The following is a 17,329-nucleotide window of genomic DNA, read 5'->3' on the forward strand; positions in this document are numbered from 1 at the left end:
CAGTACCGTTAAGGCTTAGCTGTTCTGGCCGTCGAGCTTGGCCTTCAGCAGCGCGCCGAGGTTGGTCGTGCCGGTAGCGGCGGCGTTCGAGTCCGAAGCTTGCAGGCCGCGCATGGCTTCCTGCTGCTCGGCCGAATCCTTCGCCTTGATCGACAGGTTGATGCCGCGCGACTTGCGATCGATGTTGATTATCATCGCGTTGACCTTGTCGCCTTCCTTCAGCACGTTGCGCGCATCTTCCACGCGGTCTTGTGCGATTTCCGAAGCGCGCAGGTAACCTTCGACTTCGCCCGACAGCGTGACGACCGCACCCTTCGGATCGACCGACTTCACGACGCCGTCGACGATTGCGCCCTTGTCGTTGATCGCGACGAAGTTGCTGAACGGATCGCCTTCGAGCTGCTTGATGCCGAGCGAAATGCGCTCCTTCTCGACGTCGATGCCCAGAACCACGGCTTCGACTTCGTCGCCCTTCTTGTACTTGCGAACCGCTTCTTCGCCCGTTTCCGACCACGACAGGTCCGACAGGTGAACCAGACCGTCGATGCCGCCCGGCAGACCGATGAAGACGCCGAAGTCGGTGATCGACTTGATCGCGCCTTGCAGCTTGTCGCCCTTCTTGAAGTTGCGGCTGAAGTCGTCCCACGGATTCGGCTTGCACTGCTTCATGCCGAGGCTGATACGGCGGCGGTCTTCGTCGATTTCGAGAACCATGACTTCGACTTCGTCGCCCAGCTGCACGACCTTCGACGGTGCAACGTTCTTGTTCGTCCAGTCCATTTCCGACACGTGGACGAGGCCTTCGATGCCCGATTCCACTTCGACGAATGCGCCGTAGTCGGTGATGTTCGTGACCTTACCGAACAGACGCGTGCCCGACGGGTAACGGCGCGAGATGCCTTCCCACGGATCGTCGCCCAGTTGCTTGATACCGAGCGAAACGCGGTTCTTCTCCTGGTCGAACTTGAGGATCTTCGCGGTGACTTCCTGGCCGACCGACAGCACTTCCGACGGGTGACGCACGCGACGCCATGCGATGTCGGTGATGTGCAGCAGGCCGTCGATGCCGCCGAGGTCCACGAACGCGCCGTAGTCGGTGATGTTCTTGACCACGCCTTCGACGATCGCGCCTTCCTTCAGCGTTTCGAGCAGCTTTGCGCGCTCTTCGCCTTGCGTGGCTTCGATCACGGCGCGGCGCGACAGCACGACGTTGTTACGCTTGCGGTCGAGCTTGATGACGCGGAATTCGAGCGTCTTGCCTTCGTACGGGGTCGTGTCCTTGACCGGACGCGTGTCCACGAGCGAACCCGGCAGGAACGCGCGGATGCCGTTGACCATCACGGTCATGCCGCCCTTCACCTTGCCGGTGATGGTGCCGGTGACGAGCTCGTTGTTGTCCAGCGCTTTTTCCAGCGACAGCCACGAAGCCAGACGCTTCGCCTTGTCGCGCGACAGGATGGTGTCGCCATAGCCGTTTTCCAGCGCGTCGATCGCGACGGAAACGAAGTCGCCCGCCTGCACTTCCACTTCACCCGCGTCGTTCAGGAACTCTTCGAGCGGAATATAGGCTTCGGACTTCAGACCAGCATTCACGACCACGAAGTTGTGGTCGACACGCACGACTTCGGCGGAGATCACTTCGCCGGCGCGCATGTCCTGCTTGGTCAGCGACTCTTCGAACAGAGCCGCGAAAGATTCGTTATTCGGGGTGGAGGTTTGCAGGTCGGACATAAAAATCAATATTTGCACAGCTTTTGCGCTAATGGCCGCCTAGGGCCGACGATGCGCGAAGCCGTACGGGGTTAAGGGGTTTAACACACGCTCCGCCACATGACGGAGCACCCAACTATCCGGCAGCCGACCACGAGCGGCGGGCGAACCGGCACATCTACTACGTTTTCAGCTACACGCGCACTTCGCTGTACCAGCCGATGATCTGCTCGACCGCTTGATCGATCGACAAACCGGAGGTGTCCAGCGTCTTCGCGTCCGCCGCGGGCTTGAGCGGCGCGGCTGCCCGGTTCATGTCGCGGGCGTCGCGTTCGCGCAAATCGCGCAGCAAGTCATCCATATTAGCAGAAAAGCCTTTTTGCATCAATTGCTTATGGCGTCTCGCCGCGCGGGCCTCGACGCTCGCGGTCAGGAAGACCTTCAGCGTGGCGTCGGGGAAGATGACCGTGCCCATGTCGCGGCCGTCGGCGACGAGCCCCGGGCGCTTGCGAAACGCCCGCTGGCGGGCGACGAGCGCCTGCCGCACTTCGGGATGCACCGCGATAGCGGACGCGCGATTGCCGATTTCCTCGGCGCGGATTTCGGTCGATACATCGACGCCGTCGAGCTGCGCGCATCCTTCGCGAAACGTGATATGGAGGTCGCCGACGAGGTTTGCAAGCGCCGGGGCGTCGCCCTTGTCGATGCCGTAGCGGACGCTCGCGAGCGCCGCGAGCCGGTACAGCGCGCCGCTGTCGAGCAGGTGAAAGCCGAGCGTGGCCGCGACGACCGCCGCGACCGTGCCCTTGCCGGAGGCCGTCGGCCCGTCGATGGTGATGACTGGAGTGGGGTCGAATGGACGGCTCGGTTTCATTGCGTATGGCCGCTGCGGCCCGTTGTTGCTGTTTTGGTGATGGAAGGCATGGCGCGGCTCAGGTTCTGACGAGCGTCGCGAAACGGTCGAAATAGTCGGGGAAAGTCTTGTTCACGCACTTCGGATCGTTGATGCGCACCGGCACGCCGCCCAGACTCACGAGCGAGAAGCACATCGCCATGCGGTGATCGTCGTACGTGTCGATGGCGGCGTTCGCGGTGAGCTTCGCCGGCGGCGTGACGACCAGATAATCCGCGCCCTCTTCGACCGTCGCGCCGACCTTGCGCAATTCGGTCGCCATCGCGGCGATGCGGTCGGTTTCCTTCACGCGCCAGCTCGCGATATTGCGCAGCGTCGTCGTGCCGTTCGCAAAAAGCGCGGCCACGGCAATGGTCATCGCGGCGTCGGGAATCAGGTTGAAGTCCATGTCGATGGGCGCGAGCTTGCCGTCGTCGGACTCGACGCCGCGTACCTCGATCCAGTCGTCGCCCATCATCACGTTCGCGCCCATGCGATTGAGCGCGTCCGCGAAGCCGACGTCGCCCTGAATGCTCGACCGCCCGACGCCTTCCACGCGCACCGGCCCGTGGCCGATGGCGCCCGCCGCCAGGAAATACGACGCAGACGACGCGTCGCCTTCGACCATGATCGCGCCGGGAGACCGGTACGACGCGCCCGCGGGCACGGTGAAGCGCGCCCAGCCATCGCGCTCGACCGTGACGCCGAAGCGTTCCATCAGCCGCACGGTGATCTCGATATACGGCTTGGAAATGAGCTCGCCTTCGACTTCGATCGTCACCGGGCCGCTGCGGCCCTCGATAACCGGCAGGCTCATCAGGAGCGCGGTGAGAAACTGGCTGGACACATCGCCGCGCACGCGAATGGGCTTGTCCACGGCGATTTTCGACGCGTGAATCCTGAGCGGCGGAAAGCCGTCGTTCTGCTCGTAGTCGATCTTCGCGCCGATCTGACGCAGCCCGTCGACGAGATCGCCGATCGGCCGCTCATGCATGCGCGGCACGCCGTGCACGCGGTATTCGCCGCCGTTGACCGCGAGCGCCGCCGTCAGCGGACGCACCGCCGTTCCCGCGTTTCCGAGAAAAAGCTCCGCCGACTTCGACGGAAACGCGCCGCCCGTGCCCGTCACGATGACGCGCTCACCATCGCGCCGAAGCGACACGCCGAGCGTCTCCAGCGCGGCCAGCATCACGCGCGTGTCGTCGGAATCGAGCAGATTGGTGATCGCCGTTTCGCCGGTCGAGAGTGCCGCGAGCAGCAGCACGCGGTTCGAGATGCTCTTCGAGCCGGGCAGCCGCACCGTGCCGGACGCGCGCGCGAAGGGTCCGAGGTCGAGATGTTCCATGCTGTTTCCTGGGTGTCTTATTTCGTGGGCGAATCGCCGGGAATCTTCTTGCCGCCGCGTTCCTGCCACTCCGTGCGCGCCACGCGCGAGCGCGCGAACGCCGCTTCGAGCGCCGCGCCGTCCGACGCGTCGATGGCCGCGCGAAACCGCGCGAGGACGTCGGTGTAGGCGTCGAGTTCGGCGAGCAGCGCCGCGCGGTTTGCCAGACACACGTCGCGCCACATTTCCGGGCTGGACGCCGCAATGCGCGTGAAATCGCGAAAACCGCCCGCGGCGAACGAGAACTTCAGTTGCGCGTCCGGCGCTTCGAGAATCTGCTCGACGAGCGCGAACGAAAGCACATGCGGCAGATGACTCACCGACGCGAACACGCGATCATGCTGCGCCTCGCTCATCGTGTGCACCGCCGCGCCGGTCGCCCGCCACATCGCGGCGATGCGCTCGACGGCTTCGGGCGCGTTCTCGGCGAGCGGACACAGCACCACATTGCGATCGACGTAAAGATCAGGCAACGCGGCATCTACGCCGCTCGACTCGCGCCCGGCAATCGGATGCCCCGGCACGAACTGCGCAACGCGTTCGGAAAGCGCCGCCCGTGCGGCCGCGACGACGTCGCTCTTCGTGCTGCCCGCGTCGGTGATGAGCGTCTGCGCATCCAGAAACCGCGCGATGCGCGCGAGCAACGGCTGCGTCTGCGCGACCGGCGCGGCGAGCAGCACGATATCGGCGCCGTGCAACGCGCGCGCGAGCGCGGCGTCGTCGTCGAGCGCGGCGGCTTCGTCGATCACGCCGAGTTCGACCGCGCGCGCCACCGACTGCGCCGAGCGCCCGACGCCGACCACGCGCCCCGCGAGCCCGGCGCGCTCGCGCAACGCGCGCGCGAGCGATCCGCCGATCAGGCCGACGCCGAAAATAACCAGTTTATTGAAAGTGAACGCGGCCACGGGACATCGCAAAAAGCGCGTCGAAAGACGCGGAAGACGGAGCGGCTGAAAGCGCGAATTTTACCGGGCGCGCGGATACGACCCGAGAATCTTGAGAAACGCGGCCTTTTGCCCGAGTTCTTCCAGCGCGGCGGCCACCGACGCATCGTTGCGATGGCCTTCGACATCGATGTAGAAGTAGTACTCCCACGTCCCGACGCGCGCGGGCCGCGACTCGAAGCGCGTCATCGAGACGCCGTGCTTCGCGAGCGGTTCCAGAAGCTTGAACACCGCGCCCGGCTCGTTCGCGACAGACACGATGAGCGAGGTCTGGTCGTGGCCGCTCGCGTCCGACGGCTGCTTGCCGATAATCACGAAACGCGTGCGGTTGTGCGGATCGTCCTGAATCAGCGAGTACACGACGCCCAAGCCGTAATGCGTCGCTGCGCGGTCGCCGGCGATCGCGGCCACGGTCGGGTCCGCCACGGCCATGCGCGCGGCTTCCGCATTGCTCGAGACCGCCTGCCGCTCCAGATGCGGCACGTTCGCGGAAAGCCACCGCTGGCACTGCGCGAGCGCCTGCGGGTGCGCGCACACGCGCGTCACGCCTTCCAGCGAGCCGGACGCCGTCAGCAGATTGTGATGAATCGGCAGGGCCAGTTCGCCGCCGATCACGAGTTGCGTTTGCAGCAGCAAATCCAGCGTGCGCGACACCGCGCCTTCCGCAGAATTCTCGACGGGCACCACGCCGTACTGCGCCGCGCCGGCTTCGACCGAGCGGAACACTTCGTCGATGGACGGGCACGGCAGGCCTTCGATCGAGTGTCCGAAGTATTCGAACATCGCCTGTTCGCTATAGGTGCCGGCCGGCCCGAGGAACGCGGCGCGCAGCGTCTGTTCGAGCGCACGGCTCGCGGCCATGATCTCGCGCCAGATGGCGCTGATGTGGTCGGCGGCGAGCGGGCCGTCGCTCATGGCCTGCAAGCGCGCGATGACCTGCATCTCACGTTCCGGACGAAACACCGGCGCGTTGAAGTGCTTCTTTACCTCGCCCACTTCGAGCGCCACGGAAGCGCGCTGGTTCAAGAGCGCGATGAGTTGTGCGTCGAGCGCGTCGATGCGCTCACGCAGCGGTTTGAGTCTTGAATTGAGATCGTCGTCCATGCGGTGCGTGTTGAGCGAATGCGGTTAGAGGAGCGACGGCGCGTTCACGCGCTCGTGCGCTCGAATTCCTTCATATAGTCGACGAGCGCCCTGACGCCCTCGACCGGCACCGCGTTGTAGATCGATGCCCGCATGCCACCGACGGACTTGTGGCCCTTCAGCTGCAGTAGCCCGCGCGCTTTGGCGCCGGCCAGGAAATCGGTATTGCGCGATTCATCGGCAAGGAAGAACGGCACATTCATGCGCGAACGATTCTGCCGCTCGACCTTGTTGACGTAGAAATCGCTCGCGTCGATGGTGTCATAGAGCAGCTTCGCCTTTTCGACGTTGCGCGCCTCCATCGCCTCGAGGCCGCCCTGCTTCTTCAGCCACTTGAAGACGAGCCCGGCCATGTAGATGGCGTACGTGGGCGGCGTGTTGAACATCGAGTTGTTTTCGGCGACCGTCTTCCACTCGAACGCAGACGGACAAATGGACAGCGCGCGGTCGAGCAGGTCTTCGCGCACCATCACCACCGTCACGCCCGCCATGCCGATGTTCTTCTGCGCGCCCGCGAAAAGCACGCCGAACTTCGCGACGTCCATCGGACGCGAAAGGATATGCGACGACGCATCCGCGACGAGCGGAATGTCGCCGAGATCGGGAATGTCGAACGCCTCGACGCCGTCGATGGTTTCGTTCGTGCAGAGGTGCACGTAGGCGGGATCGTCCGAGAGCTTCCATTCGCCGATGGCCGGCACGCGCGTGAAGCCTTGCTCCGTCTTGCCCGTGGCCGCCATGTGCGGCGTGCAGTACTTCTCCGCTTCCTTGAGGGACTTCGTCGACCACGAACCCGTCACGACGAAATCCGCAGTCTTCTTCGCGCCGAGCAGATTCATCGGCACGATGGCGTTTTCGCCGATGCCGCCGCCCTGCAGAAACAGAATGCGATGCGAAGCCGGCACCTTGAGCAGTTCACGCAGATCGGTGAGCGCCGCTTCGTGGATCGACATGAATTCGGCGCCGCGGTGGCTCATTTCCATCACGCTCATGCCGCTACCGTGCCAGTCGAGCATTTCGTCGGCGGCTTGCCTCAACACTTCTTCTGGCATCGCGGCCGGGCCGGCGGAGAAATTGAACACGCGCATGTGGAATCCCGAATGGCAGGCGCGGCGTTGGTCGAGTCGCTGGGTTCAGCGGATGACGCGCGCCTGAAAAAGAAATGGCTGCTTGCGCTTTCGCACAAACAGCCATTATCGCACTGTCCTGAAAACCCGCCAACGCGCGGGGCAGCGCCCCGTAGCGGGTTTCCAGGTTGTCGCGCCGTGCTTACTTGCCCGGCTTGACGCTCGCCACTTCCTGATCCGCTTGCGTGCGGGTTGCCTTGATGGCTTGCGGCATGTACTTCTGCATCAAACCGTTGACGACGTCACGACCGACCTGGTCTTGCACCTGAATGAACTTGCGGCCCGTCGGGCTCTTGTAGAAGTTCGTCAGGTCCTTGATCTCGTCGGTCGAGTAGTACTTCGCATAAGCGTCGTACTGGGCCTTCATGGCGTCCTGGCGGAAGTTATCCGTGGCGAACACCTGGCCTGCCGAGTCCACCAGCTTCGGCACTGCGTTCTTCTGCAGCGTCGGGACAGCAGCCTGCTTTTGCTTGTCGTTCAGCGACTTGTTTTCCGACAGCGCGTCCGACAGGATCGCCGGCACGAGCTGCTTCGCTTGCATCTGTGCGCTGTTGCCGATTGCGCCGACGAGCTTTTGCGCGTCGATTGCGTCGAGCAGATCCTTGATCGCAGCTTGCTTGGCCGGATCAACCGGTGCTGCTGCGGCCGGCGCCGCCGCCTGGTTCGGCGCCTGGTTCTGAAGCGACTGAGCCATCGCGAAAGTCGGCACGAAAGCGGCCAGCAACATCCACTGCTTGAAACGTCCTTGCATCATTACTCCCTGTAAAAAATATTCAGTTCAGCACTCGCGACGAGCCTTGCACGTCCGCACGAGCGGCGCTGGCGTTCTCATGCGAGAAACGCAGCGCCGGCCTCAGGCTCACGTCGCGCAGCTTAACCAATTCAGGCTTTCAAAAGCGATAACGAGAAACCGGCGACACAAAAAATATCAGGCGTCTTCGCCCGCGTCGCCATTTTGAGATTCGTCGGGCGGTGCGGCGGAAGCGTCGGCGTCCGCGGCGGCATCGGCTGCGTCCGCTTCTTCGAGTTCGGCATCCGCCTCGGCCTCGGCGATATGCTGCAGTCCCGACAACTTCGTGCCCTCGTCAAGGCTGATGAGTGTAACACCTTGGGTTGCGCGGCCCATTTCGCGGATTTCGGACACGCGCGTACGAATCAGCACGCCCGCCGTGGTGATCAGCATGATCTGGCTTTCCGAATCGACGAGCGTCGCGGCGACCACCTTGCCGTTGCGCTCCGACGTCTGAATCGCGATCATGCCCTTGGTCCCGCGGCCGTGGCGCGTGTACTCGTTGATCGGCGTGCGCTTGCCGAAGCCGTTCTGCGTGGCCGTCAGCACCGACTGGTTCTCGCCGCCCGCCACCAAGAGCGCGATGACCTGCTGCCCTTCCTCGAGCTGCATGCCGCGCACGCCGCGCGCTTCGCGGCCCATCGCGCGGACGTCGTTTTCGTCGAAACGCACGGCCTTGCCCGAGTCCGAGAACAGCATGACGTCGTGCGCGCCGTCGGTGATGGCCGCGCCGATCAGGTAGTCGCCGTCATCCAGACCGACCGCGATGATGCCCTTCTTGAGCGGACGGCTGAACGCTTCGAGCGGCGTCTTCTTGACGGTGCCGAGCGCGGTGGCCATGAACACGTACTTGTCCGCAGAGAATTCCTTGATCGGCAGAACGACGTTGATCTTCTCGCCGTCCTGCAACGGGAACATGTTGACGATCGGCCGGCCGCGCGAGTTGCGCGAGCCTTGCGGCACTTCGTAGACCTTGACCCAGTACACGCGGCCGCGGTTCGAGAAGCACAGCATATGGTCGTGCGTGTTCGCGATGAAGAGCGTGTCGATCCAGTCGTCTTCCTTCATCTGCGTGGCCTGCTTGCCGCGCCCGCCACGCTTCTGCGCGCGGTATTCGGAGAGCGGCTGCGACTTCACGTAGCCGGCATGCGACATGGTCACGACCATTTCCTGCGGCGTGATCAGGTCTTCGGTATTGAGCTCGGTCGCGTTCATTTCGATGCGCGAACGGCGCTCGTCGCCGAATTCCGCGCGCACCTGGCCGAGTTCTTCCACGATCATCTGCCGGATGCGTTCCGGCCGCGCGAGGATGTCGAGCAGGTCGGCGATCTGCGCCATGACCTCGCGGTATTCGCCGACGATCTTGTCCTGCTCGAGGCCGGTCAAGCGCTGCAGGCGCATCTGCAGAATTTCCTGCGCCTGTACGTCCGACAGTTTGTAGAGGCCGTCTTCCTGCAGACCGTAAGCCGGATTCAGCCCTTCCGGACGATACGCGAGGCGCCCGCCCGAGGCTTCCGTCTCCGCGCGCGTCAGCATTTCGCGAACGAGCGACGAATCCCACGGACGGTTCATCAGCTCTTGCTTCGCGATCGGCGGCGTGGGCGCAGCCTTGATGATGGCGATGAACTCGTCGATGTTCGCGAGCGCCACGGCGAGACCTTCCAGCACGTGACCGCGGTCGCGCGCCTTGCGCAGTTCGTATACAGTGCGCCGCGTCAGCACTTCCCGTCGATGCGACAGGAAGCACTCCAGCATTTCCTTCAGATTCAGCAGCTTGGGCTGGCCGTCGACGAGCGCGACCAGATTCATGCCGAACGTGTCCTGAAGCTGCGTCTGCTTGTACAGGTTGTTCAGGACGACTTCGGGCACTTCCCCGCGCTTCAGTTCGATCACGACGCGCATGCCGCTCTTGTCGGATTCGTCGCGAATGTCGGAGATGCCCTCGATCTTCTTCTCGTTGACGAGTTCCGCGATGCGCTCGAGCAGCGTGCGCTTGTTCACCTGATACGGAATTTCGTCGACGATGATGGCCATGCGCTGGCCGCGGTCGATTTCTTCGAAGTGCGTGGCCGCGCGCATGACGACGCGCCCGCGCCCGGTGCGGTAGCCGTCGCGCACGCCGGCCACGCCATAGATGATGCCGGCGGTCGGGAAGTCCGGCGCGGGCACGATCTCGATCAGTTCGTCGACCGACGATTCGGGATTGTTCAGCAGGTGCAGGCAGGCATCGACGATTTCGCGCAGGTTGTGCGGCGGAATGTTGGTGGCCATGCCGACCGCGATGCCGGCCGAGCCGTTGATCAGCAGATTCGGAATGCGCGCCGGCAGCACGAGCGGTTCGTTCTCGCTGCCGTCGTAGTTGGGACCGAAGTCGACGGTTTCCTTGTCGATGTCGGCGAGCAACTCGTGGCCGATCTTCGCCATGCGAATTTCGGTGTAGCGCATGGCCGCGGCGTTGTCGCCGTCGACGGAACCGAAGTTGCCCTGCCCGTCCACGAGCATGTAGCGCAGCGAGAACGGCTGCGCCATGCGGACGATGGTTTCGTACACCGAGGCGTCGCCGTGCGGATGGTACTTACCGATGACGTCGCCGACGATACGCGCCGACTTCTTGTACGCGCGATTCCAGTCGTTGTTCAGTTCATGCATCGAGTACAGCGCCCGGCGATGCACCGGCTTCAGGCCATCGCGGACATCGGGAAGCGCGCGCCCGACGATTACGCTCATCGCGTAATCGAGATACGAACGGCGCATTTCCTCCTCGAGGGAGATAGGCAGAGTCTCTTTGGCGAATTGATCCATTATCCGTGTCTTGAACTGTGCAGCAGCGACACGGCAGCGCGTTCGTGAGTTTCGCGACACCCGCCAGCCGGCCGCGCGACTTGCGCCGGCCAGGCGCGTAGCCGGCGTACGCTGCGGCGCTGCGAACGCAGCGCATCGCGAGATTCTACCATGCGGCACCTTTGCGCCCGGCGGCGTGCGTATACATAGTGTTGGTGCGCGGTAGGAGCGGTCTCGGACGGATTCCGAGCCCGGCGAAGCTGTACCAATTACTTACAAAAACTGGGGAACGATTTCCGTCAATTCGTCATCGAGCCGGGCTATCATGCCGCCTCAGCGCTTTGCGAACGGCGAAGCGGCGGCGATGAAAATGTGCGGGAAAAGCCGCTCAGGCACGTGATATGCGCATGCTCGGCGCCTTCGTGGCGCGCGGCCGGCTCCTGTCCCTTTCTTGTTGCGGAGGCACCACATAAGGTTGCGGCCGAACTCGGTGCGGGGATATTTTTATCGTTGCAAGGGAACGATATGGCAAAATGCCAACGCACAAAGTTAGACACTGCTCGAAGTCTATACAAAGCGTTTTGTTCCGCAGGGGAATGTTATACTTCGAGCAATGTATGACTTGTCTTCGTCTACAGGCTCGCAGTAAACCTGCGGTAATCTCAATTTCGAGAGGAGAAATATGAATAAACTTTCAAAGCTCGCGTTCATTGCAGCTACCGCAGTTATGGCTGCATCGGCCTCGGCGCAATCGGTGCCGGCCTCGCGACAAGCCGTCAATGACAACTGGGTGAATGGCACGGGCGAGTATGTGTGGATGAACGGCACGAACGAACTGTGCTGGCGCGACGCATTCTGGACGCCGGCCACGGCTAACGCGAAGTGCGATGGCGCACTGGTCGCGCAAGCCCCGGCTCCGGCAGTTGCTCCGCCGCCGCCGCCCGCACCGGCTATCACCAGCCAGAAGGTTACGTACCAGGCCGACGCCCTGTTCGACTTCGACAAGGCAGTCCTGAAGCCGGCCGGCAAGACCGCGCTGGACGATCTCGCATCGAAGATCGGCGCACTGAACCTCGAAGTCGTGGTTGCAACGGGTTACACGGACCGCATCGGTTCGGACAAGTACAACGACCGTCTGTCGCTGCGCCGTGCGCAAGCTGTGAAGGCGTACCTGGTCAGCAAGGGCATCGAAGCCAACCGCATCTACACGGAAGGCAAGGGCAAGCGCGACCCGGTCACGAAGGGTTCCTGCACGCAGAAGAACCGCAAGCAACTCATCGCCTGCCTCGCACCGGATCGTCGCGTGGAAGTCGAAGTTGTCGGCACGACGCGTCAGCCGCAACAGTAAGTTCTGCCGGCTTGCCGCAGACTCGAACCCCCGCCTCGGCGGGGGTTTTTTTATGCCCAACGGCGGCGCATTCACGAAGTTTCTTGCCGAATGCCGCCGCCGAACGCGCCGTGCGTTTTGCCCGCCCTGTTGACCGCCTATATACTCGACCCTACCGATTCACGTTTAGCCAAGGTCCTCCTCATGACGAATGTCGATCCCCACGAACTGCAGAAATTCAGCGATCTCGCGCATCGCTGGTGGGACCCGAACGCCGAATTCAAGCCGCTGCACGAGCTGAACCCGGTGCGGCTCGACTGGATTGACGCGCATGCGCATCTGATGGGCAAGCGTGTCCTCGACATCGGCTGCGGAGGCGGTATCTTGTCGGAGTCGATGGCCACGCGCGGCGCAACGGTGAAAGGCATCGATCTGTCGTCCAACGCGCTCGGTGTCGCCGATCTGCATAGTCTGGAAAGCGGCGTCGAGGTGGCGTACGAGGAGATCTCGGCGGAGGCGCTCGCCGCGCGCGAGCCGGGCTCGTACGACGTCGTGACCTGCATGGAGATGCTCGAGCACGTGCCGAACCCCGCTGGCACCGTCGCAGCGTGCGCGGCGCTCGTCAAACCCGGCGGCTGGGTGTTCTTCTCCACGCTCAACCGGAACGCCAAGGCGTATCTCTTCGCCGTGATCGGCGCCGAGTACATCGCGCGGATGCTGCCACGCGGCACGCACGACTACGCGCGCTTCATCAAGCCCTCGGAACTCGCGACGTTCGCGCGTACGGCGTCGCTTTTGCCGGTCGACATCAAGGGCATCACGTACCGGCCGATCTCGCAGCACTTCGGCCTTTCCGACGACACGAGCATCAACTACATGATGGCTTGCCGTCGGGACGCGTGACGCCATGACTCCGGAAGAACAAGACGAAACGGGCATCGTAGAGACGAAGCCCCTGCCCGACGACCCCACGCCGCAGCCACAACGCGCGGCCGATGGCCGCTCGCTCGGGCTCTGCCAGGCGGTGCTGTTCGATCTGGACGGCACCATCGCCGATACGGCGCCGGACCTCGTGGCGGCCGTCAACAAGATGCGCCACGACCGCGGGCTCGAAATGCGTCCGCTGGAGGCGCTGCGGCCGTACGCATCGGCGGGCGCGCGCGGGTTGCTCGGCGGCGCGTTCGAAATCGGGCCGGAGCACCACGAGTTCGCCTCGATGCGCGAGGAGTTCCTCGCCAATTACGAGGCCGACCTCTGCATCGAAACGACGCTATTCCCCGGCATCAGCGAATTGCTGGACGAGCTGGACGCGCGCGGCGTGCGCTGGGGCATCGTCACGAATAAAGTGACGCGCCTCGCCGCGCCGCTCGTCGCACTGCTCGGGCTCGATACGCGCGCCGGCTGCCTCGTGTGCGGCGACACGACGCCGCATTCGAAGCCGCATCCCGCGCCGCTCTTGCACGCCGCGGATTTGCTCGACGTGGCGCCTGAACGCATCGTCTACGTCGGCGACGACCTGCGCGACGTGCAAGCGGGCTTCGCCGCCGGCATGATCACGGTCGCCGCCGCGTACGGCTATTGCGGCGACGACATCCCGCCGCATCGGTGGCATGCGGATCACGTCGTCGAATCAACCGGGGAATTACAGCTGCTGCTGCGCGAGATCCCGTGACGGCGCGTGCGCGGCGGACGAGGCTCTTGAAAAAAGCCGCCGTTCGCCTCATACAGTATTTCGTGGGATAATCTCAGTTCCGCTTTGGGGGCGACCTGGTTTCGACAGGGGTTGTGAAGCGGTCAGGGCATACCGAGGACCCGTCACCTCGTTAATCAATGGGAAAAACGTAACTGCAAACGACGATACGTTCGCACTGGCAGCCTAAGGGCCGCCGTCCTCTCACTAATTCGCTGACGGGTTAGGGTAGCAATACCGCGAGAGGTCATATACGTCAGATAAGTCTTGGTGGCGTCACGACGCCAAGATCGAAAATTTAGTGAATCGCCGTAACGCAGCGTGTTCGTCCGCGTCGTTGCGGTTAAATCAAAAGACAGAACTAAGTATGTAGAACTGGTCGTAGAGCGCTTCTGGACGCGGGTTCGATTCCCGCCGCCTCCACCACCCCATTTGGAAACCCGCGATCGCGCAAGCGTCGCGGGTTTTTTGTTTGGCGCACGTGCGGGTCTGTCGCTCAGCGCAGGCAAAAAAAGCCCCGCGCGAGGCGGGGCAAACATCCTTGAGAGACATAGCTGCGGCAGAGACGACGCGAGCTACGGGCCACAGAATAGAGGCCGCGGTGCGCGGTTCGTATCGGAGCCGTCCGAATCTATTGCTGCGCGTCAGCTATCTGTCGATCAAGACACGATTCGCCTCCGTTTCGCTTACATGACTGAGTTTAGTCAACAACTCGAGTTCGCAGGCCCGATCCAAAGCCGGTTCTCCGACAACTCCGATTTTTCTCCTAGCGCAGCGACGTTACGCTTCTCACGCTTCTCGTTCTCGTGGACGGGAAGTCATTCCAGGTACTTTAGCCTCGCCATTCGGCGAGGCTTTTTTTCGTCTGACCGACTGCCCTTGTATCCGTCATACGTGTTCGCTCGGCAACCGACCGTGCCGTGCGCGCGAAGGCAATCTTCTGCTTTATCCGGCGAACCGGCTCGCGTGGCGGGAAAAGCATGTATCGAGAAAGCGGCACCAAGAACATCCGAACAAGCGTGATCGCGTTGGCGTGGGCCATGCTCGCCCTCTTCTTTCCGACATACGCGCAGGCGGCCGCCGCGTCCGCATCCGCCGATTGCCGCGCAGGCACGCTCGTCACCGTGGTCGCGCATCTGGACGACGATCTGCTGTTCGTGAATCCCGGCATCAGCGACAAGCTCGACGCCGGCTGGTGCGTGACCACCGTCCATCTGATCGGCGGCGCGAACGGCGCCAAGTTCGACTACGTGCTGCTGCGCGAGACCGGCACCAAGCTCGCCTACGCGCGCATGGCGGGCGTGCCCGACCGGTGGCAGGAATCGACCGTCATGCTCGCGGGCAAGCCCGTGCATCAACTGGTGCTTGCGGGACAGCCGCGCGTCAAGCTGCTCGAACTCCGCCTGCCGGGCGGCGGCGTGCGCGGCGGCAAGGCTCCGCTCGGGCTGCTGTGGGATCGCGGCCAGACGGTGACCACGTATCCGATGCAGTCCGACGGCACGGATGCGACCACGTACGATCGGGCGTCCCTATCCGCGACGGTGCGCGCCATTCTCTCGCAGGCCACCGCCATCTACACGTTGAATCCGGACACCGTCGCGTTCATGGAGCATCCGGACCACATCTACGCGGCGCGCATCACGCGCGTGGTCGCGCAGAGCCTGAAACGCGATTTGCCGATCGGCTATCACGTCACCTACCCGACCGGCGGCCTGCCCAAGAATCTCGACGCCGAAGAGACGCTGCGCAAGCGCGATGTCGTCGGCAGCTACTTTTCCGTCGACGGCAACGACGCCGGCCACGTCTTCGACGAATACATGTGGGATGGCAACTGGGTGGCTCGCCGCTACTGGAGCAGCGCGCGCGCGAACGACGCCGGCCCGGACTTCCAGCTGCGGCCGTTTCAACTCGTCAACGAATATTCGAGCCGATGCCTGCAATCCGGCGGCGCGGGCCGGCCGCCGCGCCTTGGCGCGTGCTCGGGCGATGCATCGCAGAACTGGTTCTGGCAACAGTTGCCCGCGACGCCGGGCGAAAAGAACGACGCGCTGCTCGTGAACGCCGCCACCCACGCGTGCATCGCCGAACGCGATGCTGGGCTCGTCGAAGAAGCGTGCAACGCGAAGAGCGCGTCGCAGCGCTGGACGCCGTGGGATTTCGGCTTCGTCTACACGCCGCTCAATCACTGTCTGGGCGAGAAAAACGGCGCGGTCACCGCCGGGGGCTGCTCGCTGCTGACGACGGAGTATCGCTGGTCGCCGACGCCGCAGACCGTGTGGACCGATACCCGCCAGGAAGGCGCGCTCTTCGGCGACGTGCGCGGCACGGGCCGCGACAGCGCCGTGTACGTGCAGCGTCGGAAGGACGGGCCGGGGTTCAACGTCTGGGTCGCGGAGATGTCGCGCATGGACCAGGCCGCGCCGTGGTATCTGACCGCCGTGCCGTTCGATCCGCAGGGGAGCGCGCCGACCTGCGAGGCGGACACGCTCTGCTTCGACAGCGCGCGCTTTCTGCTCGGCGACTTCGACGGCGACGGCCGCGCCGATCTGATGGTGGTCACGCCACGAAACGGCGGCACCGCGTTCTGGCTGCTGAAAAGCGCGGGCACGCGCTTCGAAGCGCCGCGCCTGTGGTTCCAGACGAGCGCCGAGTGGACGCCTGCCACCGCGCAGCAATACGTCGCGGGCGACTTCAATGGCGACGGCCGCGCCGACGTCGCGATCGCGCAGCAACGCAAGGACGCGGGGCTGGACCTCTGGGTGCTCGCATCGAACGGAGCGACGGCAAGCGCCCCTGCGCTCTGGCTCAATGCGCCCGCGCTGTCCGCGAGCGCCCGCTTCGTGCCTGCGCGCGTCGCGGGATCGGAGCGGGCGGGACTCATCGCGATGGAGAACGTGAACGGCGCGTTGGCGCTTTCGCAACTGGCGAGCACGGGTGCCGCGTTCGAAGCCAGCTATCGCACGAATGTGTACCCGCAACTGCGCGCTGCGTCCGTGAAAGTCGCGGCGGGCGATATCGACGGCGACGGCATCGACGACCTCGCGGTGCTCGCGCCGCGTGCGGACTCGGCCAGCACGCGCGTCTTCGGCATCGAGGGCGGCAAGGTGTTCGGCCCAGCCGAGGAAACGGCGACACTGCCGGGCACGTCCTACGCCGATTCCATGCCGGCGCTGATTCGCCGCAACGACCACGACAATCACGCCACGCTGATCCTGTTCCACCGCGCGAACGCGATTCTCAAGGAGTTCTATTACACCGGCGGCGCGCCGAGCTTGTCCGGCTATGACGTCGACTCGTCGTTCAGGCTGGGACCGGTGCAGATCTGGGGCGACTTGCCGGGGCTGTATTCGGAATCGCTCTGGCTGAAGACGCTCGCTTACTGGGGCGGCAAATAACGACGCGCCGCGCTTGTGCATCGGGCGGCGCCTGGCTTCTCTGATCGTTGCTGTTTCGCTCAGGCCCACGCGCGGAATTGGCCGAGTTTGCCCCGTCTGTACTCCGAATCGTTTCTGCTGAAGGCGCTCGTTTTCTATGGCGGCAA

12 protein-coding genes and 1 other RNA gene are annotated in these 17,329 nt (G+C 63.9%); 5 read left to right on the forward strand and 8 right to left on the reverse strand.

Going from position 1 to position 17,329, the window contains the following annotated elements; translation table 11 throughout:
- Positions 1-15: 15 nt before the first annotated feature.
- The 8 genes from rpsA to gyrA all read right to left on the reverse strand — a co-directional run bounded on the left by rpsA (position 16) and on the right by gyrA (position 10,792).
- Entirely contained in the window at positions 16-1,749 is a 1,734-nt protein-coding gene (gene rpsA, locus NCR35_RS11570; RefSeq protein ID WP_175944619.1) for a 30S ribosomal protein S1, read from the reverse strand.
- A gap of 154 nt (positions 1,750-1,903) precedes the next feature.
- Positions 1,904-2,584, reverse strand: coding sequence for a (d)CMP kinase (gene cmk, locus NCR35_RS11575; RefSeq protein ID WP_175944621.1), 681 nt, complete (start codon positions 2,582-2,584; stop codon positions 1,904-1,906).
- 58 nt (positions 2,585-2,642) lie between these two features.
- Positions 2,643-3,947, reverse strand: a complete 1,305-nt coding sequence (gene aroA, locus NCR35_RS11580) for a 3-phosphoshikimate 1-carboxyvinyltransferase (protein ID WP_250534448.1) — start codon at positions 3,945-3,947, stop codon at positions 2,643-2,645.
- Between the two features lie 17 nt (positions 3,948-3,964).
- Positions 3,965-4,891 (reverse strand): prephenate dehydrogenase, encoded by a 927-nt coding sequence (locus NCR35_RS11585; protein WP_250534449.1) that lies wholly within the window; start codon positions 4,889-4,891, stop codon positions 3,965-3,967.
- A gap of 60 nt (positions 4,892-4,951) precedes the next feature.
- On the reverse strand, positions 4,952-6,034 hold the full coding sequence (pheA, locus tag NCR35_RS11590; RefSeq protein ID WP_250534450.1) for a prephenate dehydratase: 1,083 nt from the start codon (positions 6,032-6,034) through the stop codon (positions 4,952-4,954).
- A gap of 44 nt (positions 6,035-6,078) precedes the next feature.
- Positions 6,079-7,161, reverse strand: a complete 1,083-nt coding sequence (gene serC, locus NCR35_RS11595; RefSeq protein ID WP_250534451.1) for a 3-phosphoserine/phosphohydroxythreonine transaminase — start codon at positions 7,159-7,161, stop codon at positions 6,079-6,081.
- 181 nt (positions 7,162-7,342) lie between these two features.
- Positions 7,343-7,951, reverse strand: coding sequence for a DUF2059 domain-containing protein (locus NCR35_RS11600; RefSeq protein WP_159838093.1), 609 nt, complete (start codon positions 7,949-7,951; stop codon positions 7,343-7,345).
- Between the two features lie 177 nt (positions 7,952-8,128).
- Entirely contained in the window at positions 8,129-10,792 is a 2,664-nt protein-coding gene (gene gyrA, locus NCR35_RS11605) for a DNA gyrase subunit A (protein ID WP_250534452.1), read from the reverse strand.
- Positions 10,793-11,453: 661 nt separating this feature from the next.
- Between gyrA and ompA the strand changes: the two genes are divergently transcribed.
- The 5 genes from ompA (at position 11,454) to NCR35_RS11630 (ending at position 17,183) form a co-directional block, all read left to right on the forward strand.
- Positions 11,454-12,119, forward strand: coding sequence for an outer membrane protein OmpA (gene ompA / locus NCR35_RS11610; RefSeq protein ID WP_159836740.1), 666 nt, complete (start codon positions 11,454-11,456; stop codon positions 12,117-12,119).
- Positions 12,120-12,302: 183 nt separating this feature from the next.
- Complete coding sequence (gene ubiG / locus NCR35_RS11615) at positions 12,303-13,001, forward strand: bifunctional 2-polyprenyl-6-hydroxyphenol methylase/3-demethylubiquinol 3-O-methyltransferase UbiG (protein ID WP_250534453.1); 699 nt, start codon at positions 12,303-12,305, stop codon at positions 12,999-13,001.
- A gap of 4 nt (positions 13,002-13,005) precedes the next feature.
- A complete protein-coding gene (gene gph / locus NCR35_RS11620; protein ID WP_250534454.1) occupies positions 13,006-13,770 on the forward strand; it encodes a phosphoglycolate phosphatase in 765 nt (254 codons plus the stop codon).
- A gap of 86 nt (positions 13,771-13,856) precedes the next feature.
- Positions 13,857-14,214: a transfer-messenger RNA gene (gene ssrA, locus NCR35_RS11625) on the forward strand.
- Between the two features lie 554 nt (positions 14,215-14,768).
- Positions 14,769-17,183 carry an FG-GAP-like repeat-containing protein gene (locus NCR35_RS11630; protein ID WP_250534455.1) on the forward strand — a complete coding sequence of 805 codons (2,415 nt, stop codon included), beginning with the start codon at positions 14,769-14,771 and terminating at the stop codon, positions 17,181-17,183.
- Positions 17,184-17,329: the final 146 nt, after the last annotated feature.

It is taken from the genome of Caballeronia sp. AZ10_KS36, assembly GCF_023631105.1.
Lineage (GTDB): Bacteria > Pseudomonadota > Gammaproteobacteria > Burkholderiales > Burkholderiaceae > Caballeronia.